This is a genomic window from Saccharospirillum alexandrii (genome assembly GCF_043641555.1).
Taxonomy (GTDB): Bacteria; Pseudomonadota; Gammaproteobacteria; order Pseudomonadales; family Natronospirillaceae; genus Saccharospirillum; species Saccharospirillum alexandrii_A.
Genome location: NZ_JBHZRJ010000006.1, coordinates 207252 through 231094, shown reverse-complemented (window position 1 = coordinate 231094; position 23843 = coordinate 207252). Strand labels below are relative to the sequence as shown.

Annotated in this window: 17 protein-coding genes; 7 read left to right on the top strand and 10 right to left on the bottom strand. The window is 57.9% G+C overall.

The annotated features are described in order from the left end of the window. The first annotated feature begins 17 nt into the window (after nt 1-17). From ACHUE7_RS20020 to ACHUE7_RS20010, 3 genes are read left to right on the top strand one after another with little or no spacing between them, the layout of a single operon-like run. On the top strand, nt 18-6566 hold the full coding sequence (locus ACHUE7_RS20020) for an Hpt domain-containing protein (RefSeq protein WP_394171632.1): 6549 nt from the start codon (nt 18-20) through the stop codon (nt 6564-6566). Between the two features lie 7 nt (nt 6567-6573). Beyond that, nucleotides 6574-7623 (top strand): chemotaxis protein CheB, encoded by a 1050-nt coding sequence (locus ACHUE7_RS20015; RefSeq protein WP_394171631.1) that lies wholly within the window; start codon nt 6574-6576, stop codon nt 7621-7623. A 37-nt stretch (nt 7624-7660) separates the two neighbouring features. Then, a complete protein-coding gene (locus ACHUE7_RS20010) occupies nt 7661-8131 on the top strand; it encodes a chemotaxis protein CheW (protein ID WP_394171630.1) in 471 nt (156 codons plus the stop codon). 84 nt (nt 8132-8215) lie between these two features. Here ACHUE7_RS20010 and ACHUE7_RS20005 read toward each other — a convergent pair whose 3' ends face one another. Then, nucleotides 8216-11068 (bottom strand): class I adenylate cyclase, encoded by a 2853-nt coding sequence (locus ACHUE7_RS20005; RefSeq protein ID WP_394171629.1) that lies wholly within the window; start codon nt 11066-11068, stop codon nt 8216-8218. Between the two features lie 320 nt (nt 11069-11388). Here ACHUE7_RS20005 and ACHUE7_RS20000 point away from each other — a divergent pair, with 320 nt between their 5' ends. The 4 genes from ACHUE7_RS20000 to cdd all read left to right on the top strand — a co-directional run bounded on the left by ACHUE7_RS20000 (nt 11389) and on the right by cdd (nt 14768). Beyond that, nucleotides 11389-12123: a response regulator gene (locus ACHUE7_RS20000; RefSeq protein ID WP_127559784.1), complete on the top strand. Its 735-nt coding sequence runs from the start codon at nt 11389-11391 to the stop codon at nt 12121-12123. After that, on the top strand, nt 12123-13559 hold the full coding sequence (locus ACHUE7_RS19995) for an ATP-binding protein (protein ID WP_394171628.1): 1437 nt from the start codon (nt 12123-12125) through the stop codon (nt 13557-13559). The genes ACHUE7_RS20000 and ACHUE7_RS19995 overlap by 1 nt, the downstream gene beginning before the upstream one ends. Nucleotides 13560-13650: 91 nt before the next feature. After that, complete coding sequence (deoD, locus tag ACHUE7_RS19990) at nt 13651-14367, top strand: purine-nucleoside phosphorylase (RefSeq protein WP_213676780.1); 717 nt, start codon at nt 13651-13653, stop codon at nt 14365-14367. Beyond that, nucleotides 14364-14768, top strand: coding sequence for a cytidine deaminase (gene cdd, locus ACHUE7_RS19985; RefSeq protein ID WP_127559790.1), 405 nt, complete (start codon nt 14364-14366; stop codon nt 14766-14768). The genes deoD and cdd overlap by 4 nt, the downstream gene beginning before the upstream one ends. 224 nt (nt 14769-14992) lie before the next feature. On the opposite strand, the gene ACHUE7_RS19980 is transcribed toward cdd, so the two are convergent. From ACHUE7_RS19980 to argS, 9 genes are all read right to left on the bottom strand, one after another. After that, on the bottom strand, nt 14993-15739 hold the full coding sequence (locus tag ACHUE7_RS19980) for a TrmB family transcriptional regulator (protein ID WP_348477678.1): 747 nt from the start codon (nt 15737-15739) through the stop codon (nt 14993-14995). Continuing rightward, nucleotides 15736-16455 carry a ferredoxin reductase domain-containing protein gene (locus ACHUE7_RS19975; protein WP_394171627.1) on the bottom strand — a complete coding sequence of 240 codons (720 nt, stop codon included), beginning with the start codon at nt 16453-16455 and terminating at the stop codon, nt 15736-15738. The genes ACHUE7_RS19980 and ACHUE7_RS19975 overlap by 4 nt, the downstream gene beginning before the upstream one ends. A gap of 71 nt (nt 16456-16526) precedes the next feature. Further along, nucleotides 16527-16949: a hypothetical protein gene (locus ACHUE7_RS19970; protein ID WP_394171626.1), complete on the bottom strand. Its 423-nt coding sequence runs from the start codon at nt 16947-16949 to the stop codon at nt 16527-16529. A 104-nt stretch (nt 16950-17053) separates the two neighbouring features. Then, entirely contained in the window at nt 17054-18517 is a 1464-nt protein-coding gene (ubiD, locus tag ACHUE7_RS19965; RefSeq protein ID WP_394171625.1) for a 4-hydroxy-3-polyprenylbenzoate decarboxylase, read from the bottom strand. Nucleotides 18518-19000: 483 nt separating this feature from the next. Next, nucleotides 19001-19381, bottom strand: a complete 381-nt coding sequence (locus ACHUE7_RS19960) for a gamma-butyrobetaine hydroxylase family protein (protein WP_394171624.1) — start codon at nt 19379-19381, stop codon at nt 19001-19003. 45 nt (nt 19382-19426) lie between these two features. Then, the gene (gene hslU / locus ACHUE7_RS19955) at nt 19427-20770 is read right to left on the bottom strand and encodes an ATP-dependent protease ATPase subunit HslU (protein WP_348477683.1); all 1344 of its coding nucleotides are present in this window, start codon (nt 20768-20770) and stop codon (nt 19427-19429) included. 11 nt (nt 20771-20781) lie between these two features. Next, complete coding sequence (gene hslV / locus ACHUE7_RS19950; protein ID WP_348477684.1) at nt 20782-21300, bottom strand: ATP-dependent protease subunit HslV; 519 nt, start codon at nt 21298-21300, stop codon at nt 20782-20784. Between the two features lie 149 nt (nt 21301-21449). Further along, entirely contained in the window at nt 21450-22091 is a 642-nt protein-coding gene (locus tag ACHUE7_RS19945) for an SPOR domain-containing protein (RefSeq protein ID WP_394171623.1), read from the bottom strand. Between the two features lie 2 nt (nt 22092-22093). Further along, nucleotides 22094-23779 carry an arginine--tRNA ligase gene (gene argS, locus ACHUE7_RS19940; protein ID WP_394171622.1) on the bottom strand — a complete coding sequence of 562 codons (1686 nt, stop codon included), beginning with the start codon at nt 23777-23779 and terminating at the stop codon, nt 22094-22096. Nucleotides 23780-23843 lie beyond the last annotated feature (64 nt).

Sequence of the window (23843 nt, the reverse complement as noted above, 5' to 3'; positions counted from 1 at the left end):
TACAAAGGGGTACAGGCATGGCAGAACGCCGTGATTATGTTGCACTGGAATGGGTCAAGGGAGAGATCTTCGATACGCTGAAACAGGCGCGTCAAGCCCTGGAAGCGTTCGTTGATACGCCCGAAGATACCACTCGTCTTCAGTTTAGCCTGGCCTACATCCATCAGGTAAACGGCACCTTGCAGATGGTCGAGTTCTTCGGTGCAGCCTTGCTGGCTGAAGAAATGGAGCGTCTGAATCAGTCGATTGTGGACGGTGATATTCCACCCAGCCAGGATAATCTGGCGTTGCTGATGCAAGCCATTCTGCAATTGCCGAATTATCTCGAGAAACTCAAGCGCGGCCAGAGTGATCTGCCCGTGGTCATTTTGCCGTTGCTGAATGATTTGCGTGCGGCACGAGGCGAACCCTTGCTGTCGGAAACGGCGCTGTTTACGCCGGATCTGTCCGCCTCCCGCCGCTTTGTTGGCGAGCCGGATACGCAGAGCATTGGCCAGTCGAGTGTGGTTCAACTGCTGCGCAAATTGCGCCAGATGTACCAGCTGGCCTTGCTTGGCTGGTTGCGTAACGAGGATACCGACAACAACCTTGAATACCTGGGCAAGTCGGTTCATCGGCTGGTCGGTTTAACCGAGCGCACTCCCATGGGCGCGTTGTGGCAAGTGGCGGATGCCTTTATTGCCGCGATGAAAGCCGGGCGTATTGAACGTTCTGCAGCTATTACCGTCATTCTGCGGCATCTCGACGGTGCCATGAAGCGATTGCTCGCCGACCCCAGTGGTGTAGCCGGGCAATACCCGCATGAAGATCAGCTCAAAAACCTGCTGTATTACCTGGCCAAGATAGACGCCACGGGTCTCAGCCGGGTGCAACATATACAGGACAGCTATCACCTCAGTCAGGCTTTGCCCAACGAAGCGGAAATTGAAACGCAACGGCAACGTCTGTCAGGGCCCGACCGTGAAACAGTGGGCAGTGTGGTCTCGGCCTTGCTTGAAGAGCTGGCAAGGCTGAAAGATTCACTGGATTTGATGGTGCGCACCCGGGTTACCGAGTCGCGTCGTTTGTCCGAGCTGGAGCCCGGCATCAAGCAAATGGCCGATACCATGGCGGTATTGGGCCTTGGCAACCCGCGCCGGGTGTTGAATGAACAGCTTGAACTGATCAAGACCACACAGCAGGACCCTGAGCTGAAAGACGACGGTGTGCTGATGGACATCGCCGGCGCACTGCTTTATGTAGAAGCCAGCCTGTCCGGTATTGCCAGCGACGCCAGCTTTGAGCGCGACGAATACGATGACGGCCTGGATGGTGCTCAGGAGGCGGTTGTTCGCGAAGCGCGCAATGGCCTGGAACAGGTTAAAGACGCCATTGTCGAATTCATCGGGTCGCACTGGGATCACAGCAAGCTGGAAGCAGTGCCTCGCGATTTGAGCGGCATTCGTGGCGGTTTGGTGATGATACCGCTAGAGCAAGCGGCTACGGTTCTCAAATACGCACAGGATTACGTTGAAGACCAGTTGCTGGGGAACAAGCGCACGCCGGAATGGCATGAGCTGGATGCCCTCGCCGATGCCATTATGGGTGTCGAATATTACCTTGAGCGCTTGTCCCGTGATGGCAGTGGCACCAATCTGGATATTCTGCAGCGTGCCGCTGATTCAATTGCCAAACTGGGTTACACCGTAAACCTCTTTCCAGAAGCCGATGCCGTCCCTGAAACCAGCGCCGATGACACCGAGGGTGCCACCGACGACGAAGACTTCCCTGATTTGTCGCTGCAGGAACTGGGTGACATTGGCGAGGCAGAAGACGCTGGCGATGACGAACTCGACATTGAGGCGATCGACGACTTCGAGACCCTGACCGACTGGGACGACGATATCGAAGCCAGGCCAGCAGCTGACGACGCTTTACCAACGGCAGAGGTTGAATCCGGTGACTGGTTGTCACTGGATGAAGACGACGACCTGACCGAGGCGGACGATAATACTATTGCCGACAGCGTTGAACCTGAGAGCCCGGCAGCGGTTAACCCGGTCGAAGCCGGAGTTCAGGAAGCCGACGACGATGATCTGATAGACGACGACATTCTCGAGATTTTCATTGAGGAAGCCGCTGAAGTCCTGGAAGCCATTCATGAATTCTTTCCCCGGTACAAGGCTGATCCTTCCGACAGTGCTGCACTGACCGAGTTCCGCCGTGCCTTTCACACCCTGAAGGGCAGTGGCCGGATGGTCGGCGCCAGTGTGGTCGGAGAAACAGCCTGGTCGATTGAGAACATGCTCAATCGTCTGATCGAGGGCAGCATTTCCCATTCGGACGACCTGGTGCGAGTGATCGAAGAGATCACCGATGAAATTCCGGCACTGATGACGGCGTTTGAAAAGAAACTCAAACCGGATACGGCCCGTGCCGACTACCTTGCCGCCATCGCAGATGCGTTGGCCAAAGGTCAGCCGGTGAGCTGGGGCGAGGCGTCTGCGGAATCGCCCGAGTCGGCCGAACCGGCCGCCGTTGACGTTGACATTGAATTGCCTCGGGCGGAAGTCACTGAAGCGTCAGACGATGAGTCGCAGTGGACTGACTTTGACGAATTGCCAGTGGCCGAGCTTGAGGAGACCGACCTCGAAGACCTCGATGCTGACAGCTTTGAGATCGAGAACAGTGACGCCAGCACCGATACGTTACTGGAGATATTTCAGGCCGAGCTGGAGAGTCATCTCGAATACATCGATCACTATATCGAAGAAGCGGAAGCAGCCTCTTTGTTACCGGATTCGCTGCAGCGCGCCCTGCACACCATTAAGGGCTCGGCGCACATGGCCAGCGTTGAACCGGTGGCCGTGCTGGTACAGCCGCTCGAGCAGCTGGTTCGGGACATGCAGGAACGCTCCAAAGTCGCCGACGCGGGCTTCCTGTCATTGCTGAGCGACGGCGTTGCACTGATTCGCCAGGCCTCTCTGGGTGAGCCGGTCGATACGGGCAGCTTCGAAGCCCAGGTGCAGGATGTATATAACCGGGTGCTGCGTCTGGATCCCAGCCAGGAGCCGGATGATCCGGCCCTGATGTCCATTTTCATGTCCGACAGCATGGACCTGGTGTTGGGTGCCGAGACGATTCTGAACCGCTGGCGCGATACCGGAGAGCCGGATGCCGAAGTCGATGCGCTGATTCGGGAGCTCAATACCCTGGCACTGGCGTCTCAGGCTGTGGATCTGATGCCGGTGGCCGATCTCAGTCACAATTTGGCGCAATTGGTTGAGGGCGCCCGGAGTGAAGCGTGCGAGGCCGACGAGCGTTTCTTTGAACTGGCCAATACGGGCCTGGAATCGCTGATTTCCATGATGGATCGTCTCGCGGCGGGCCAGAGTATTCGTCAGGATGCGTTGTTTGTAGAACGGCTGCACCAGTTGTTGCCCGATGCAGAAACATCCCCACTTGAACCGGCGGTTTCCAATAAAGATCAGGTCGATTCCATGATCCGCCAGGACCTTGAGTCCGCCGCTGAATCAGCGCCTGCGCCCATGCCCGAAGTCGAGGCGGCACAGCGCTACCGGGTTGAAGGTGATGCCGAGCTGGTGGACATCTTCCTGGAAGAAGCCAACGACATTCTCGACAGCATTCAGTCATCGCTCGAAAAATGGCGCGAAGACACCGATAACACCCTCGAAGTGGAAAGCCTGCAACGCGACCTGCACACCCTCAAAGGGGGTGCGCGCATGGCTGAGATTTCACCGTTGGGCGACCTGGCGCACGAACTCGAGTTTTTGTACGAAGGGTTGGCGCAAGGCAAGTATCAGGCCTCGGAAGGTCTGCTTGAATTGATTCAGCAATGCCACGATCGACTGGCGGTCATGGTGCAGGATATTGAATCGAGCATGAGCTGCGAGTCGGCTCCGGATCTGGTCGCGGCCATTAATCATTTCCGCAAGCATCCGGGAGCCCCCGCTCAACCTGTCGACATGGCACGAGCCCGGGAAGAGAGCAAGCCGGACCCTGAGCCGGAACCACCCATGCCGGATAATGAGCCGGATGAAGTCCTGCACATCGAACCTGAAGCGCCTGAAGCCGAGCCAGAGGTACCCGCCCCGGCACCGGTAGCGGAACTGGACGCCGATGTCGATCTCGACATATTGGAAATCTTCATCGATGAAGCGGGCGAGTTGCTGAACGAGCTCGAACAGGCCATTGAAGACTGGCAGGCAGAGCCCGGCAACGAAACCCATGCGGATGAAATGAAGCGCGTGCTGCATACGCTCAAAGGCGGCGCCCGTCTGGCGCGCCTGAAAGAGCTGGGCGATCAGAGTCACGAGTTCGAAACCTTTATTGTTCGTGCCCAGCAGAACAAGGACGCACTCGACGAAACCTTCTTCAACAACATACTGACCCGTCAGGACCAGTTGGTTCAGGGCGTCGAAGCCATGAACGCGCTACTTGATGGCCATGCGAACAGTGGAGCCGGGTTTGGCCCCAGTGTGATTCAGATGGCCCGGGACCTTGAGGAAGATGGCTGGGATGATCCCGATCAGCCTATGGCCAGTGGCAGTGCTGAACACAGTGAGTCCGAAGCGCCACCTGTGACCGAGCCCTCGTCGGAAGGCAATACACTGCCCGCCACCGACAGCCGTGAATCGAGCACCAATGTACTGCCTTTCAAGCGAAAGGAAGCTGAACGCAAGGCCGATAGCCGTCGTGCCCAGCCACAGGAAACCGTTAAGGTTAATGCCAACTTGCTCGAAGGGCTGGTGAACCTTGCTGGTGAGACCTCCATTGCTCGTGCGCGTCTTGAGCAGGAAGTCAGTGACTTTGGTTTCACCCTAGGTGAGATGGATTCGACCATTGACCGCCTGCGTGAGCAGGTCCGTCGACTCGATATGGAAACTGAAGCCCAGATTCTGTTTCGCCAGGAGCGGGCCGAGGAAACCAACTACGAAGATTTCGACCCTCTGGAAATGGATCGCTACTCTCAGATCCAGCAGTTGTCGCGCTCGTTAATGGAAGCGACCTACGACCTGACCGAGCTGAAAGGCTCGCTGACCGACAAAACCCGGGATGCGGAAACCCTTTTATTGCAGCAAAGCCGTATTAACACGGAACTGCAGGAAGGCCTGATGCAAACCCGCATGGTGCCTTTCAACCGGCTGGTACCCAGGTTGCGCCGTATTGTTCGCCAGGTTGCCGGTGAACTGGGCAAGCAGGTCGACTTTATCGTCGGCAATGCCGAAGGCGAAGTAGACCGGACGGTTCTGGAGCGGATGATTTCACCGCTCGAACACATGCTGCGCAACGCTGTTGACCATGGCATTGAAGAGGCGGATCAGCGTCTGCAATCCGGTAAAACGGTGAAGGGCTCGGTGCGACTGGATTTGTCTCGCGAGGGCGGTGACATCGTTTTGCGACTGTCTGACGACGGCGCCGGCATGAACGTTGACCGCATTCGCAACAAAGCCATTGAGCGCGGTCTGATGGCGGCCGATGCCGACCTGAATGACCGTGAAATTCTGCAGTACATCCTCGAAGCCGGTTTCAGCACCGCCGAGAAGGTTACCCAGATTTCTGGTCGCGGTGTCGGTATGGACGTCGTTAACTCGGAAGTGAAACAGCTCGGTGGCAACATGGCCATCGATTCCCGCCTGGGTGAAGGCTCTCAGTTCACCATTCGGCTACCGTTTACCGTGTCGGTGAACCGGGCACTGATGGTCAACATTGAAGAAGACCACTACGCCATTCCGCTCAGTTCGATCGAGGGTATTGTGCGGGTCACGCCCAAGCAGCTGGCGGAATACTACCGGCCTGACGCACCACTGTTTGAATATGCCGGAGGCCGCTACCGCCTGGAATACATGGGTGGCCTGTTGCGAACCGGAGCCACCCCCAACGTTGAGGGGCTGACCGCACCGGTACCACTGGTGCTGGTGAAAGGCAGCGATGAACATCACTCCATGGCACTGCACGTTGACCGCTTGATGGGCAGCCGTGAAATCGTGGTAAAAACACTGGGGCCGCAGTTCAGCACGGTGCCCGGGGTATCCGGTGCCACCATTCTCGGTGATGGTTCCGTGGTGGTGATTCTGGACCTGGCCGCTCTGATTCGTAGCTCGCTGGCCATTGAGCACTCCCGGGTCACTGCGTTGCCGACCCCCCAAACAGCCATTCCGGCACCCAAAAAACCGGTCCGCGATAAAGACAGCCCTTACACCGTAATGGTGGTGGATGATTCAGTAACGGTCCGTAAAGTGACCAGTCGCCTGCTGGAGCGCCAGGGCATGGAAGTGATTCTGGCCAAACACGGGGCGGATGCTGTCGCCCAATTGCAGGATAGGGTGCCGGATATCATGCTGCTCGACATCGAGATGCCCTATATGGATGGCTTTGAAGTGGCGTCGAGAGTGCGTCACGACAGCCGCCTTAAGCAGATTCCGATCATCATGATTACCTCCCGGACCGGTGCCAAGCACCGCGAGCGAGCGTTGTCGATAGGGGTGAACGAGTACATGGGCAAGCCTTTCCAGGAAGGCCCTCTGGTCGATGCCATCAAGCGTTTACTGGGCATAGAGGCGTGAACAGACCATGAGCGCGGTGGCGGCGACCGGGACAACGTCCCAACATAGCCGGGTCGGCATCATCGCCGACACGCCCCTGGTCCAGCATCTGTTGCAGGATGTTGTGGTGGGGGCCGGTTATGACGTTGCCGTCAACACCGACCCGGATCGCCTGAAACCCGCCCTGATGCATAACGAAACCATCCGAATCTGGGTGGTGGAGCTGGAAAACCACGATCAGTGGGACGACTTTGTGCAGTCGCTGCTGGAAAGTACCGAGTCGCCCATTCTGTTTGGCGACGGGGTGATTCCCGCCCGCACCCATGAAGACTACCCGCGCTGGCAGCGACGCATGCAGGAAAAACTGCAGGCGCTGGCACCGGCTGCCCAGCCAGCGGCAGAAGCCCCCATTTTCGATCTGGAGCGTTTGCGTGCCACCCGGCCGCCCCCGGTATACTCGTTGCCTGAGTCGCTGCAGCAGGCCCCCAAAACGGAGCTTGGGCCTATTTGGGTGCTGTGCGCTTCACTGGGCGGGCCCGAGGCGGTTAAACAGTTTCTGGATGTGCTGCCAGCAGAGGTACCGGCGAGCTTTCTGTACGCACAGCACATCGATGCAGGCTGTGTAGATGCCCTACAGCAATCGATTGGCCGTCATACGCAATTGAGTCTGGTTCATGCCGAGCATGGCCGGCAGCTGGAAAACGGGCATGTCTATCTGGTACCGGTGAACCATGAAATCCGGTTTACCGATAACCATGGCATTGTCTGGCAAAACAATCCCTGGTCTGGGCCTTACGGCCCCAGCCTGGATCATTTGCTGACCAACGTTGCGGCACAATTTGGCGCACGCGCGCATGCGATCGTTTTTAGCGGCATGGGCAGCGATGGTGCCATCGGTGCGGCCGATATCCGCACAGCCGGCGGCACTGTCTGGGTGCAGTCTGCCGACAGTTGCGTACAAAGTTCAATGCCCGACTCTGTGCAGCAGGTCGGCGCTGCCGATGACCGGGGAACCCCGGTGGAACTGGCCGAAAAACTTTTGATCTGGCTGGCTGAGCGTGTGACTCAGGTAGCCTGAAGACAGTGCCGCAGGCGTGGCAACAAGGTGAATAACGATGAAAACAGTAGCGCAAACCGATCAGGACGCCATTGTCGCCAGTCTTCTGGTGCCCATGCAGCAAAAGAATCTGCTGGTACCGAACGTCTCCATTGCGGAAGTGGTGCCACGCTCCGAACTGGAACAAGCTGACAATGCGCCGCCCTGGCATCTGGGGCATCTGCACTGGCGCGGCGAACGCGTACCGGTGATCAGTTTTGAAGTTGCCAACAGCCAGGTGCGAGGGCAGGATGTACGCGATGCCCGTATCGCCGTATTCAACGCGGTATCGAACCAGGCTAAAAGCCGGTTTTTTGGCATGCTGATTCAGGGCATTCCGCGCATGGTCAAGCTAGGCGATGCTGATGTCCGTGAAGACGGCCAGGCCGCCAAAGCCCAGGCAGAGAAAATGGCCGTGATCACCCAGCTGGGCAAAGCCAGCATTCCTGATCTGGAATACCTGGAAAGCCTGGTCGCCCGCGTTAATTAATTCAAGTTTCGGAGTTTGCCGAGATGAAAAGCGACGGGTGCCGTGGATGCCCCTGTGGGCCAATGCCACCCAGCCGACCCCAACTCACAGCAGTCTCATTGCATCGTTAATGCGCTGTTCCAGGCGCAGTTTGGCGCGTACATAGTGCAGAGTCTGCGCCTGCCCATAGGGCAGGCCAGCAATAATCCGGTCAGATAGGGCGAGGTCGGTGATGTACATGGGGTAGCGCAGCCCCTGAGCGCGCAGCCCTACAATGTAAGACGCCACAGCGGTGTAAAACCGGTCACCCAGTTCCAGGGTACTGAATTCTTCCTCGTTGCAGATCATTTGGTATTCGTATTGCCCCTCACCGTGCCGGTCCATAAACGCCTGAATGTTGATAAAGCGGTTTTCTTGCAGCAGCCCCTGCAAGCGCTGGCGTTTCAGTACGGGTAGCTTGCTGCCTTCCTGGATCATTTCAAAACAACTGATGCTGCGCTGATTCAGGTGAATGGCGTCTTCTTCACTGCGCTGGCGGTGCTCGGATATTTTCAGAAAGCGCAGCAACGGTGCCAGCAGCGTTGACGCATTAAAATAGGGCTGGGTGAACCGCAGTACGGACGCCTGTTCATCGAGTAGATAGACCGTCGCCTGGCGGCCCCTGATCTGAAATACCACCAGCAGGCCACCGTCGGCAGGTTGGGCCGATAAGACAACTTTCAAATGATTGCGGTGCGTTTCAAACAAGCGGTCCGGGTAGATTGGGCAGCGTTCGACCTGCTCGGTTCCCAGCCAATCGATCAGGGCGGTTTCGGTATCGAAGCTGACGGGTTTTAATTGTTTGTCGCCCAGTTGCATGCCCTGAAACTGGTCACCCAGATTAAACAGAAATCTGAGACTGGGCCCCTGGTGGGCACGGTCCGCGGCTGTGATGGCATCGTCGAACAGGTCCTGGACCCGTTTGCCAATTGACTGTGGGCGCGTCTGGTTGTGGCAATAGGCGCGAACCTCGGGGCGCCGGTTGATCTTCTGCTTGGCCAGCCGTGTCAGTAGAAACTGAAGCGCCTGGGTCAGTGCATCGGCCTGGGCAAAGCGTTCAACGGTGATTTCACCCCAGGAATTTTCGACCACCACATCCAGTGTGCCTACCAGGTTCTCGCGCAGTGCGCTGAAGTCGAGGCTGTTGCTGCGTTCTGAAATTTTTTGCAGACCCCGGCGAGTCAGGTGTTGCAGCGGGTCGTAGCCCAGGTTGATAAAGAGTAGAACCCGATCAATTTGCGCCGGTTGCGAGTAGGTATGGTGTGGCTTGTCGAGGCTAGCCGAGGGCAAAACCTGGCGCAGGGTGGCCAGGGTTTTGCGCACTTCGAATTCCGTGGCCTGGCCCTGCTGGCTGAAGATGGGAATGTGCAGATGGGCGTCGAGCAGGCCGTTGAGATGGCACCATAACAAGGCTTCAAGAAGGCCGGGCGCTGACTTTAGGGGTGTTTCCTGGTCCATATCCGAGTCTGGCTCGCGGGTGTAGACGGCCCAGAAATTGTCACCCTCGGCACGCTGGCTCGGGCGTTCGTAGATGCGCACCTTCTCATAGCTGAAGTCGACGTCCTGGCCAAAGCGTATGAAGTCGATCTTGCCGCGACGACGGTCAAAGGCAGCGTGCAACTTGCGGCTGATGATCAGCAGATCCTGTTGGCTCATCAGATGATTGCTCTGATGCTCGGCCGCAAACTGAGTCAGAAAACGGTAGCTGTGGGTCAGTTCGCTAACCAGCAGTTTGCGCTCGCGCATGACGTCGGTCACCGACCAGTTGCGGTGCGAATCGAGATGCGCTACTTCAGCGCTGGTCCAGCCCCATTCATTGATCAGCTGTTGCATCAGCTGGCGTCGCCAGCTCTGGGTCCTTGCCGGTCGGCTCAGCGCGATGCCTACCTTGAAATAGAAGCAACGACGTACCAGGGCCAGGCGATCATTCTCTTCCCGCTCTCTCAGGTAGGTTTCAATGCGACGGTAGAGTTGAATATAAGGGTCGAGGTCATTCAGCGTCAGAAAGTTGTTGTAGATCGCTGATTTGAACTGATGCGCGAGGCTGGTGACCGTCGGGAACTCCCGCGCGTAGATTTCCAGCAGCAACAGCTTCAGCACGGATTTGTGCGGTGATTCGATGCCTTTGTACAGTTGCCACATGCCGGCACCTATAAACTCACCCGGTGGCAGTGAGGGCAGGGGCCCGAAGTTAATCTGTTCGTCGCGGCGAATCAGGCTTTTCAACTGATAGTGCTCAAGCAGGGCCTCATGCTCGGCTTCCCGGTCACTCGGTACCAGCCACCAGGCGGGCAGGGCGCCGGCCAGCCATTGGCCGGTTCGGTAGAACTCATCAAGCAGCAAAAAGTGCTGGGTTGAACCGCAGTTCTCCCCGGTCAGGGAGCGCTGATCACTGCCCTGAAAGTGCTGGGCGTTCATCAGAAAGATGTGGACTTCCAGGTTGAAGCCTTCTGCCCAGGCGCTGATCGCGCGGGCTTTTTCTTCCAGCAAGAGGATCTGGCTGCGATCCAGGTCGGGTTTGTAACACAGCCAGAGATCGAGATCCGAGGTGGTCGACTGGGCTATGCTGCCACTGGAACCCATCAGGTAGAGACCCATCAGCTGCGCGTTGTAGTTACGCAGCTGAGAGGCTTTCAGGGTGCGGTTGAAGGCCAGCGCCAGCGTGACCGCAGCGTTCGAGGGTTGGTATTGCACCAGTCCGGACGGTACCGACGAGTCTTCGAGGTAGCCGGGCAGGCCGGGCAGATGTGTGTGAAACAGCACCGGCAGCAAATCGAGACATTGTTGCTGGCGCACCTGAAGGCTGTCACGCAGGCGGGCCAGGCGACCTTCATTCACCGTCAGGAAGCGACGCTGTGTTTCAAGCAAGGCTTCGCGGGTGGCATTGTCAGGCGTCAGAACGGTACTGGTTTCGGTCACGGATTTGGGCTCTGCAGCAAGGCATGGGTCATCACATCGGGTTCGGAAAGCCGATGACGGAAATTATTCCGTCGTGTTATCGGCAGAATGTGAATTACTTCAATAATCAGTGTAGCCGAAACCGGGTGTTATCCTAAAGTGGTGGGCACCGGTTTGTCGTTTCAGCTGTTATACTTTGTTACAAAGGCGGCCAGGCTGAGGGGGTACACTCTGGCCTGCGCCAGCCTGCGCCAGCCTGCGCCAGCCAGCGCCGATGCGTGGCGACCGTTATTCGGTGGCGCATTGATCGAACCCAGTCTTGCCAGTGAAGTGGATCAGAGATGCAGACAGAACAACAAAAGCGCATCCTGGTTGTGGACGATGATGAAGACATCCGCGACCTGTTGAAAGAATACCTTGAGAAAAACGGTTTCTCGGTTATAACAGCGGCTGATGGCCAAGCCATGCGTCAGTTCTGGCCCGCCCAGCGCCTCGACCTGATCGTTCTGGACATCATGATGCCCGGTGACGACGGTTTCACCCTGTGCAAGGAGATTCGCGCCCGTTCCCGCATCCCCATCATCATGCTGACCGCAGGTTCAGACGAAACCGATCGCATCATCGGCCTTGAGCTGGGCGCCGATGATTATGTGGGCAAGCCTTTTAACCCCCGCGAATTGCTGGCCCGAATCAAGGCCGTACTGCGCCGCTACGAGGAAGGTGCCGAGCACCGGACGGGCTTGGATGGACAGCAGAGGCTGCGATTTGGTAGCTGGACACTGGATGTGACCAACCGCGAGCTGACCAGCCCTGAGGGTGATGTTCAATCGTTGAACGGTGCCGATTACAATTTACTTCAGCTGTTCTTATCACGCCCCGGCGAAGTGCTCAGCCGGGATGACCTCAGTCTGCATCTGCGTGGCCGGGATGCCAGCCCCTTTGACCGCTCCATCGACGTGCAAATTAGCCGTCTCCGCGGGCGTCTGAATGACGATGGCAAATCCCCTCAGGTGATCAAGACCGTGCGTGGCGCGGGTTACATTCTTACGGTGCCGGTCGTCGTGGACAACGGTTAATGCTTCGTTTCACCTCCCTGTACAGCCGATTGCTGGTGCTGATGGTGCTGGGGCTGATCAGCGCGTTTGCCATCAGTAACTATGTCTGGCTGTACTACCTCGAACATCAACGCGAATCACAGGCCGAATCGATGGCCCGGGATCTGGCCTTTTCCATGGGCTCTACCATCGAATTCATTCGCGCCTACCCGACCGAGTACCGGCACCTGATTATTAATCAGCTCCGGGACATGGGCGGGTCGAGGTTTCTGGTATCGGTCAACGAATCCTTTATCGATGTAAGCCCGGTGCGACCATCTGGCGCCAAAGACCGCTTTTTGGCCACCTTCAATCTGGCGATTGAAGAGAAGCTGGGTCAGCGCTTGTCGGGTTTGAATGTCACCTTTGCCGACCCGCGCCTGCTCAATGTCTACAAGAACGATGTGCTGCTGGTCGATTTGCCGCCCCGATGGGCCCAGAACACTCTGATACTGGAGCCTGACCCGCCGCAGGTGGTTGTCGCCCAGGTACCCATCGGTGAAGATGAGTGGCTGTACCTGGCCGGTTTGCTGCCGGACCCGTTCTTCTTTGACCAGACCGAATACCTGGATCGCGGGCAACTGCTGTTTCTGGTGATTCTGATGTTGATTCTGGTGGTGATTCTCTGGGTTGTGGTGCGCTGGCTGACGCGTCCGCTGTCGAATCTGGCGGCCGCAGCTCGGGAGCTGGGCACCGATATTCATCTGGCGCCTCTGGCGGAAACTGGTACCCGCGAAGTGAAGCAGACCGCCCGGGCGTTTAACCTGATGCAGGAGCGCGTACTTCGCTTTGTGGACGATCGGGAGCGGATGTTCTCGGCCATCTCCCACGACCTCAAAACCCCCATCACCCGGTTGCGCCTGCGCGCGGAAATGATGGAAGAGTCGGATGCCAAACCCCGGATGATCAAAGACCTCGACGAGCTGGAAGCCATGGTCAAGGGGGCACTGGATCTGGGCCGCAGCACCGACGTGCATGAAGACACCCAGCCAATCGACATTAATCAGCTGGTACGCGAGCTGGCTGAAGACCTTGAGTTGCTCGGGTACGACCCGGAAATCCGCGGCGAAGCCCGGCGCCCCTATTATGGCAAACCCCTGGCACTGAAGCGGTGCTTGTCCAACCTGGCGCATAATGCCGCTTTTTATGGGACCCAGGTGGGTATCGATATTGTCGACAGTCGCTACGAACTGAAGCTGTACATCGTCGACAATGGGCCGGGCATTCCCGAAGAAAAACTCGACAGCGTGTTCGAGCCTTATGTACGGCTGGAAACCTCCCGCAACCGCAATACCGGCGGGGCAGGACTGGGCTTGAGCATTGCCCGCAACATTGCCCACGCCCATGGCGGCCAGCTGCGTTTGCGAAACCGCATCGGCTCGGGTCTGGAAGCAGCCGTGTTGCTGCCGCGGCGGTAGTGAGACAAGCCTGAACACGGGCTTGGCTTGACGGCGTCAATTGGCTATAGTCACAGAACTTGAACGATTGGTCAGATTACAAGAGGTGCTCATGTCTACTCCCCACATCAATGCCAAGCCCGGCGATTTCGCTGAAACCCTGCTGATGCCGGGCGACCCGCTGCGCGCGCAGTACATCGCCGAGACCTTTCTGGACGATGCGCGCCGGGTAGCGGATGTCCGTAACATGTATGGCTATACCGGCACCTATAAAGGCAAGGCGATTTCCATCATGGGGTCCGGCATGGGCGTACCATCGATGTCGATTTACGCCAAGGAGCTGATTACCGACTACGGGGTGAAAAACATCATCCGCGTCGGCACGTGTGGCGGGGTAGCGGCAGACATCAAACTGCGTGACGTCATCATCGCCATGGGCGCCAGCACCGATTCAGGGGTTAACCGACTGCGCCTGCGCGGCTACGATTTCGCCGCCCTGGCCGATTTTGGGCTGATGGAAAAGGCCGTTGCGGCAGCCCGTGCTGCCAGCATTCCGGTGCGCGTTGGTAACGTATTCACCTCGGACCTCTTTTACTCACCCGACAGCGAACTGATGCCAGCGCTGGAAAAGATGAATATCCTCGCCGTCGATATGGAAGCGGCCGGTCTCTATGGCGTCGCCGCCGAATATGGCGCGAAAGCCCTGACGGTCATGACCGTCAGCGATCACATCATTCGCGGTGAAGCGACGTCAGCGGAAGAGCGCCAGACCACCTTCAACGACATGATCAAACTGACGCTGGAAGCAACGCTGAGCATTGACGAATGAGCCAACCCGAGACTGAATTGAAGGCTGCTGCGAAAGCGGTAGCGGCCAACGCGTACGTACCTTACAGCCAGTTTCCGGTGGGTGCGGCCCTGCGAACCCGCAGTGGCGAGGTATTTTCAGGCTGCAATATCGAAAATCGCTCTTATCCACTGGGTATGTGTGGTGAACGCAACGCTATTAACACGGCCGCGGCTACCGGTGTACGCCCCGGTGAGATCACCGAGTTGGTGGTCTTTATGCCGGGCGAGCATTTGTTCTCGCCCTGCGGTGGCTGCCGCCAGGTAATCGCCGAATTTATGCCAGCTGATGGTGTAGTTTGGGCGACAAACGACGGCGAAGCCTATAAACGCTGGACAGTGGCTGAGCTGTTGCCGGACGGGTTTAGTTTCGAGGGGTTGTGAAGCCGGCTTGGGGCTGTCACTCAAGTTTCGGAGTTTGGGTCGCCTTAGAGGTGTTAGCCCGCGCCGGCCACCGGGTGTGCTCCTGTGGGGTCGGCGTAGATCCATCCATGGAGCCTAGGCCGCAGCATCCCTGCTGCGGACTTCCCCACAGGAGCACGCCCGGCGACCGTCGCTAATTCCCAGGCGAACTCCGAAACTTGAGTGACATCAATAGCCAGTCGACTCTACAAACTTTCCCACAACGTATTAAAAATCACCTGCTGCGTATTGGCGATGGTCGGCGAATTGATGACCACGGCCGTCGGCAAGTCGCCATGACTCAGTGAGATCATCGCCACCTTGGGCGGGTAGATGGCGATGTAACTGCCGGCCCGGTCACTGGAGGGTTCGTTGATCCACTTTCGGTCGGCCAGTGCCGCCTCTTCACCACCTTCACCGATGGCGATTACCTTGACCTTGATGCCCATCTTGACCCTTTGACGGGTGTAGTTGGGGAATGGGCGATACAGGTATTTCCGGATCGCTTTGGCCGAATAGATGCAGTAGCTGCGATTTTCCTGCTCGCTGACAGTGGAGAGGATGTCTTTCAGGACCAGCTCGATGCCGTCATCCCCCTCGTAATAGTGCACATCGGCATTGCCGGTGGCCGGGCGCAAATGGCTCAGTTCGGGAATGACTTTGTCGTCCAGCAATTCCAGCGCTTCAGTGACCTGCTGCTGGTGATTGAGGGCCAGTTCCCTGAGGCGTTGTGGTGGCTCGGCACTGAAATGCCGGCGTTTGCCCTTGGGGAAATAGCTGACCACACCCTTCTGCTGCATGCGTTTGAGCAGCTCATGCGTCGTTCCCCGGTTGATGCCAGCGCGATCGGCGATGTCCCGGATCGAGGCCGGACCCGATTGCAGCAGTGCCAGATACAACCGGGTTTCCCGGGGTTCGAGGCCGAAGATTTGCAGAACATCGGCGGTGTTCATTGCGCCTCCCTCGGAGCGAACATAAAGACATCGCTGAGCATGGCGTCGCGACGAAAACCTTTGCTGCAAAGGCTGTCGAGCACGGTATAGACCATGGCGGGCGAGCCGCAGCATATCGCCTGGCACTGGTTCAGATCGCTGTGGTCGCCAAGAATGCTGTGCACCAGCATCTGGTGTTTGTCGTCCCAGTGGCTGTGTTCGGAGATTAGCGCTGAAACGTGGATGTTATCGTGCAGGTCGGCCCAATTCTCTGCTTTTTGCAGCATGTATAGCTGACTCAGCCGGTGCCCCGACCAGTACAGGTGTATGGGGCGTCGTGTGTGCTGGGAGAGAAGGTCTTCAACAATGGATTTAACCTGGCTGAACCCGGTTCCTGAAGCGATCAGTAACAGAGGACCGTTTTCATCCGGCAATACCTCGAGCCGGCAATCGCCACCAGCGGGGGCGAGTTCAACGGAGTCGGCATCTTTCAAATAGTCGATCAGGGCATCCGCCTGATCGGTTCCTGTTTGAATATGCAGTTCCACGCAGGGGCTGCTCGGGCTGCTGGCGATGGTGTAATACAGCGAGGTGAAACCGGGAACCATGAGCTCGGTAAACTGACCGGCGCAATAGGAATAGGGGGTGAGCGGCTTGAGTTGAACCATCCAGACACCGCCGCTGAGTTTTTTCAGATCATGCAGGGTGGCAGTCGTGGTCGCGGACGCTTGAGGCACTGGGCGGCTCCGTTTGGTTAATGTCAATGGACATTATACACAGCGGAGCAAGCCCGGTGGAACCCTGGCTGTCAGGCCGCCAGGCGGTGTTCTGTCGCCGTCTCTTTCTGGTCGATCAGGGTAAATGCCTTTGGTTGAGCACCCCCGAATTCGACGAGAATCTGCTGGGTCTTGTTGAATGTCAGTAGCTGCGGCCAGATATCAGCCAGAACCGTCTGAACATAGGTATCACCAGCGGCAAACTCAACAGAGCGGCTCACGGTAGTTTGCCGCGACAGTTGCCACAGGTGCACCACATCGATCAGCACGATAAAGCCGTTCAGAATCGCCACCGGCCAGGAGCCAATCAGCAGACCATAGCTGGCAAAGGAGCCCGCGCCGACCAGATTGATCCAGCGCAGCTTGCGAATGTCGCTCATCATCAGGGAAATGGCGATCAACGCCGAGCCCAGGTAGCCGTAGAGCTCCAGCCAGTTCAGTTCCAAACCGTTCATCAATGTGCCTTGAGTTATAAAGTTGACTTAATGGTCAGGATTATAGGGGCAGATGATGTGCGATCCAAGAGGTCAGGTTGAAACACTGTGTTCAATAGTTGGCACTAAAACCCCAATTCCTGCATCAGAGTGTCAACCCGGGCAGACACTTGCGGGTCTTTAACGATGGCCCGACCCCATTCCCGGTCGGTTTCGCCCGGCCACTTGTTGGTTGCGTCCATGCCCATTTTGGACCCGAGGCCCGCCACCGGGCTGGCAAAATCCAGGTAGTCGATCGGTGTGTTGTTGATCATCACCGTATCGCGACTCGGATCCATGCGGGTGGTGATCGCCCAGATCACATCGTTCCAGTCCCGGGCATTCACATCGTCGTCCACCACAATTACGTATTTGGTGTACATAAACTGACGCAGGAAGGACCAGGCACCCATCATCACCCGCTTGGCGTGGCCGGGGTACTGCTTCTTCATGCTGATGATCGCCATGCGGTAAGAGCAGCCCTCGGGCGGTAGATAGAAGTCGACTATTTCCGGAAACTGCTTCTGCAAAATCGGCACGAACACTTCATTCAATGCCACGCCCAACACGGCCGGTTCATCCGGTGGCCGGCCGGTGAAGGTACTGTGATAGATCGGGTCAGTACGGTGCGTCAGCCGCTCAACGGTAAACACCGGGAAACGTTCCACTTCGTTGTAATAGCCGGTGTGGTCACCGTAAGGCCCTTCGTCGGCCATCTCATCGGGGTACAAATAGCCTTCGAGAATGATTTCGGCACTGGCTGGCACCATCAGGTCATGCGTCTTGCATTTGACCAGCTCAGTCCGGCTGTCGCGCAGTAATCCGGCAAAGGCGTATTCGGAAAGAGAGTCCGGTACTGGCGTCACCGCACCCAGAATGGTCGCAGGGTCAGCCCCCAGAGCCACGGCAATCGGAAACGGCTCGCCAGGCCGCTCTTTCTTCCAGGCCTGAAAATCAAGCGCGCCACCGCGATGCGACAACCAGCGCATGATCAGTTTGTTCTTGCCAATCACCTGCTGACGATAGATCCCAAGGTTGGTGCGACCACCATTAGGCCCCTGGGTAATCACCAGCGGCCAGGTCACCAGCGGCGCGGCGTCTTCCGGCCAGCACGTCCAGATAGGCCATTGCGACAGGTCCACATCAGGCCCTTCGAGCACTACTTCCTGGCAAACCGCCTTACGCACGGTCTTGGGCGCCATTGACAGCACTTTTTTAACCAGCGGCAGTTTATCCCAGGCGTCTTTCAAACCCTTGGGCGGATCAGGCTCTTTCAGATAGGCGAGTACCTTGCCGATTTCACGCAAGTCGGCCAGCGATTCAGCCCCCATACCCATGGCCACCCGTTCGGGCGTACCAAATAGATTACCCAATACCGGAATGGTGTAACCCGTCGGGTTCTCGAACAGCAGCGCCGGGCCTTGCTGACGCAAAACCCGATCGCACAGATCGGTCATTTCAAGATGTGGGCTGACCGGCTGAGTCACGCGGCGCAATTCGCCGCGCGCTTCCAGCCCGGCGAGGAAGTCTCGGAGGTCTCGGTATTTCATCGGGTCCGGCATACCTGCTAAAAAAGGAAAGACCGAATGCTAATGCATTGGCGGCACGATGACGAATGTGATTGGGGAGCCGTGTTCTGAGTTAGAAATTCGGTGGCTAATAGGATAGGAGGCAACCCGTTCTGGTGTGCCGAGAGGGCCACCGGGTACGTCTACTGACGGCACGCCGTGAACCCCTCCCTGGGGGCTCGGAGACCGCATCCCTGCGGTCTAACGGCCGTCAGTAGACGCACCCGGCAGCCCTTTGATCACCTCGGGTTGAATCATCACGAATTTCTAACTCAGAACACTTACGTGGGAGGTTGCACAAATTTAGTGATGGGTACCGGGTACACCTATCCGGGGAAGTCCGCAGCATGGATGCTGCGGTCTAGGCCCCATGGATGGGTTCACGCCGACCCCGGATAGGTGTACCCGGTATCCAGCACGAGCTCATGGCACCCACTCCAGCCAAACGTTCAACCCGGGGGATAACTAGAGCTGCTTGGCCTGAATGAACTGTGGCTCGCGACTGGCACCAACCTTACTAAGTCTGTCGAGGTAGGTTTGCCAGTAGGTTTCCTGGTTGTCGCCCAGCTTGCGCAGGTAAGCCCAGTCGTAGAGGCCGGAGTCGTGGCCGTCGTCGAAGGTGATTTTGATGGCGTAGCGGCCGGTGGGTTCAATGCCGGTGATGGTGACGTAGCGTTTGCCGATTTGCAGGACTTCCTGGCCGACACCGTGTCCGCGGACTTCGGCTGAAGGGGAGTGTACTCGAAGGAACTCGGCGCTCAGGCGATGGGTGGTGCCATCGGCCCAGCCCAGTTCCAGTTCTGCAGCTTCTTTGTGGTAGGTGATGCGTTTGGGGGCCGTACTCATGGCGGGGTCTCCATGGCGGCGGAGTGGGGCTCCGCCGCCGGCCGGTTAGAGGATGAAGCGGCTCAGGTCTTCGTTTTTCGACAGCTCGCCCAGGTACTTGTCGACATAGGCGGCGTCGATAGTGACCTTTTCGCCCCCCATTTCGCTGGCACGATAGGAAAGGTCCTCGAACAACCGTTCCATGATGGTGTGCAGGCGACGGGCACCGATGTTCTCGGTGTTCTCGTTGACCTGGAACGCCGTGTTGGCCAGGGCTTCTATGGCATCGTCGGTGAACTCGATGTTCAGGCCTTCGGCCTGCATCAGCTCCTTGTATTGCTCGGTGATGCAGTAGTCCGGCTCAGTCAGAATGCGTTTAAAGTCTTCTGGTGTCAGCGCATTCAGTTCGACCCGAATCGGCAACCGGCCCTGGAGTTCCGGAATCAGATCGCTGGGTTTGGCGAAGTGAAAAGCACCGCTGCCGATGAACAGGATGTGATCGGTGCGGATCATGCCGTACTTGGTGGTGACGGTGCTGCCTTCGATCAGCGGCAGCAAATCGCGCTGCACACCTTCGCGGCTGACGTCACCGCCGCCCCGGTTTTCAGTTTTGGCGATTTTGTCGATTTCATCGAGGAAGACGATGCCGTTTTGCTCGACCGCCTGCACGGCTTGCTGGCGCAGTTCGTCTTCGTTGACCAGTTTGGCGGCCTCTTCATCCGTCAGCACCCGCATCGCGTCTTTCAGCTTCATCTTGCGCTTCTTGGTGCGTTGCTTGCCCATGTTGGAGAACATGTTCTGCAATTGACTGGTCATCTCTTCCATGCCCGGAGGCGCCATGATTTCCACGCCGCCCGATTGCTCGGCGACTTCCAGCTCAATTTCCTTGTCGTCCAGTTCGCCCTGGCGAATCTTCTTGCGGAAGATCTGGCGGGTACTGGAATCGGATTTCGGGGCGTCTTTCTCTTCGTTTTCCTCGCTGTAACCGCCCCGGGCGGGTGGCAGCAGAATGTCGAGAATGCGATCTTCTGCGGCGTCTTCAGCGCGCGGGCGGGCACTGAGCATGGCCTGCTCGCGGAACATCTTTATACCGGTCTCGGCCAGGTCGCGGACAATGCTCTCTACATCGCGGCCAACGTAACCGACTTCGGTGAACTTGGTGGCTTCGACTTTAATGAAGGGTGCATTGGCCAGTTTGGCCAGACGACGGGCGATCTCGGTTTTACCGACACCGGTGGGGCCGATCATCAGAATGTTTTTCGGGGAAATCTCTTCGCGCATGCGCTCGTCGAGCTGCATCCGGCGCCAGCGGTTGCGCAGGGCAATGGCCACGGAACGCTTTGCCTGGTCCTGGCCGATGATGTATTTGTCCAGTTCATGGACGATTTCGCGCGGGGTCATGGTTGACATCAGGTACCTCGTTACAGCGCTTCGAAAACGGCGTTGTGGTTGGTGAACACGCAGATATCGGCTGCGATATCCAGCGCCCGCCGCGCGATGGCGTCAGCGTCCAGTTCGGTATTTTCGTGCAGAGCTCGCGCCGCCGCCAGGGCATAGTTACCGCCGGAACCAATGGCGACAATGCCATGCTCCGGTTCAACCACATCACCGGTGCCGGAAATCACCAGGGTGGTTTCCTTGTCGGCTACCACCAGCATGGCTTCGAGCCGGCGCAGGGCACGGTCGCTGCGCCATTCTTTGGCCAGTTCAACAGCTGAACGGGTCAGGTGGCCACTGTGCTGTTGCAGGTGGCCTTCGAATTTTTCAAAGAGGGTGAAGGCATCGGCGGTGCCACCGGCAAAGCCGGCGATCACTTTTTCGTGATACAAACGGCGTACTTTGCGGGCGTTGCCTTTCATTACGGTGTTGCCCAGGGAAACCTGGCCGTCGCCACCGATCACTACGGTGTTGTCGCGACGCACGGAAACAATCGTCGTCATCTCTACATCCATTGAGGCTTTGTCGGGTATGTGGGGGCGGGCGGCAAATTTCAAAGTGTTGGCGGGGCGTAAAGGCGAGGGTGACAGGTCGATGCCAGAGAGATCGTCGACCCCGAAGACATCGGGGTCGTTGTTTTAACGCGGGAACGTCAGTCGGCGTTACGTACCATCACCTGATGGTCGAGTTCGGCCAGAACATCCTGGGCCCGGTTGAGGCGCGAACGATTGTCGAAGGGGCCAACCATCACGCGGTGGAAGGTACCCCGGTCGCCGAGGTCGACGGTGCTCAGGTGCGCTTCAGTCAGGCCGTTGATGATCAGCTCGGCGCGCAAGCGATCTGCATCCGCAACTTTACTGAACGAAGCAACCTGAATGATCCAGCGCCCAGAAGCGGCCGGTGTTGCCGGCGTCCGGGTACCCGTCGGCGCATCGGCGGTGCCAGCCGGAGTATCCGTTTCTGGCCGGGTCAGTTGAATGGGTACTTCATCGTCACGCAGCAGCCGGTAGAACTCGAACGCCTGCTCAAGCGACGGTGTGGTCGATGCTTCTTTTTCGGGTTCTGCACTCGGCTCAGGGGGTGTTTCCGCTGAAGAGCGCGAGGGAATCTGAATTTGCTGCACCTGGTCGCGCACCGCCTGAGCACCCTGACCATCAGCCGGAATCTGGCTGAGGTAGGTTAGAAACCCGACGAAAGCCACCGACGCGAGGGTGGTAAACACCCATACCCAGCGCGGAATGCGGCTGCGTTCCGGCGGGGGCGGTGGGGGTTTGTTGGCGAAATCGCGCGCCATGGTTACATGCTCTCCGGTGCACTGACGCCCAGCAGGTCGAGGCCATTGGCCAGTACCTGGCCAACCGCGACAGCCAGGGCGACTCGGCCATTGCGCAATTCGGCATCATCAACCAGCATGCGGTTGTTGTTGTAATAGGCATGGAACTGGCTGGCCAGGTCTTTCAGGAAAGTGGCGATGCCGGCAGGTTCGAGCGACTGGCCGGCATGGGCCACGGCCTCCGGGTAACGGCGCAACTGGGTCATCAGTGCCCGTTCGTCGTCCAGCTCCAGCTTGCTCAGAGCGTCGATGCCCTGTTGTTGATCGTAGCGGTGGCCTTCCTGTTCGAGCTTGCGCAGCAACGCATGTACCCGGGCATGTGCATACTGTATGTAGTAGACCGGGTTATCGTTGCTCTGGCTGCGCGCCAGGTCAATATCGAACGTCAGCTGCGAATCGGCTCGGCGGGAGACCAGGAAGTACCGGGTGGCGTCGCTGCCGACTTCGTCGATGAGGTCGCGCAGGGTGACATAGTCGCCAGCGCGCTTGGAAATTTTAACTTCTTCACCGCCTTTGGTAACCAACACCATCTGGTGCAGCACATAATCCGGATAGCCTTCCGGAATACCCAGTTGCAGTGCCTGGAGGCCGGCACGTACCCGGGTGACGGTGCTGTGATGGTCTGCGCCCTGTTCGTTGATCACACGCTTGAAGCCGCGGTCGAACTTGTCTTTGTGGTAGGCAACGTCCGGTAGGAAGTAGGTATAGCCACCGTCCCGTTTGCGCATAACACGGTCTTTATCGTCGCCAAACTCGGTGGTTTTCAGCCACAGGGCGTCATCCGATTCATAGGTGAAGCCTTGCTCGATCAGGCGCTGCACCGTCGCTTCCACCTTGCCATCGTCGTACAGCGAGGATTCCAGAAAGAAGACGTCGAACCGCACGCCAAAGGCTTTCAGATCCAGGTCTTGCTCGCGGCGAAGGTAGGCGACGGCGAACTGTTGAATGGCATCGAAGTTGTCGGCATCGCCAACACCGGTTACGTGTCGGTCATCGGCATCGATGGTGTCACCGTTCATGTAGCTATTTGCGACATCGGTGATGTAGTTACCCCGGTAACCATCGGCGGGCCAGCCGCTGTCTTCCGGACCCAGACCCTTGGCACGGGCCTGGACAGACAGAGTGAGATTCTTGATTTGAGCGCCGGCGTCGTTGTAATAAAACTCCCGGGTCACGTCCCAGCCATTGGCCGCCAGTAACCGGCATAACGAATCGCCAACGGCGGCACCGCGGCCGTGACCGACGTGCAATGGGCCGGTCGGGTTTGCGGACACAAATTCGACCTGGACTTTATCTCCCTGGCCACTGGCGTTGCGACCAAAGGTGGCACCCTGACTGAGAATATCGGCAACAATTTCCGCACTGGAAGCGCCTGCCAGAAACACGTTGATAAATCCGGGTCCGGCAATTTCGACTTTGCTGATCAGAGAGTTCTCAGGCAATGCGGCAATGATCTGTTCCGCCATGGCGCGCGGTGATTGCCCGCAAGGTTTGGCCAGAGTCAGGGCAATGTTGCTGGCCAGGTCGCCGTGAGACTTGTCGCGCGTGTTGTCGACCATAATGCGCACCGGGTGTTGCTCGGGGATAACACCGCTGGACTTCAACTGGCTGACAGCCTGGTTCAGTAACTCGGCAACCTGATCTTTCATTGTGTGCGAAACTCCCGTTTATATCGTAGGCGGTACAGAGGGCGCTCACCCGGCTGGGCGGTGG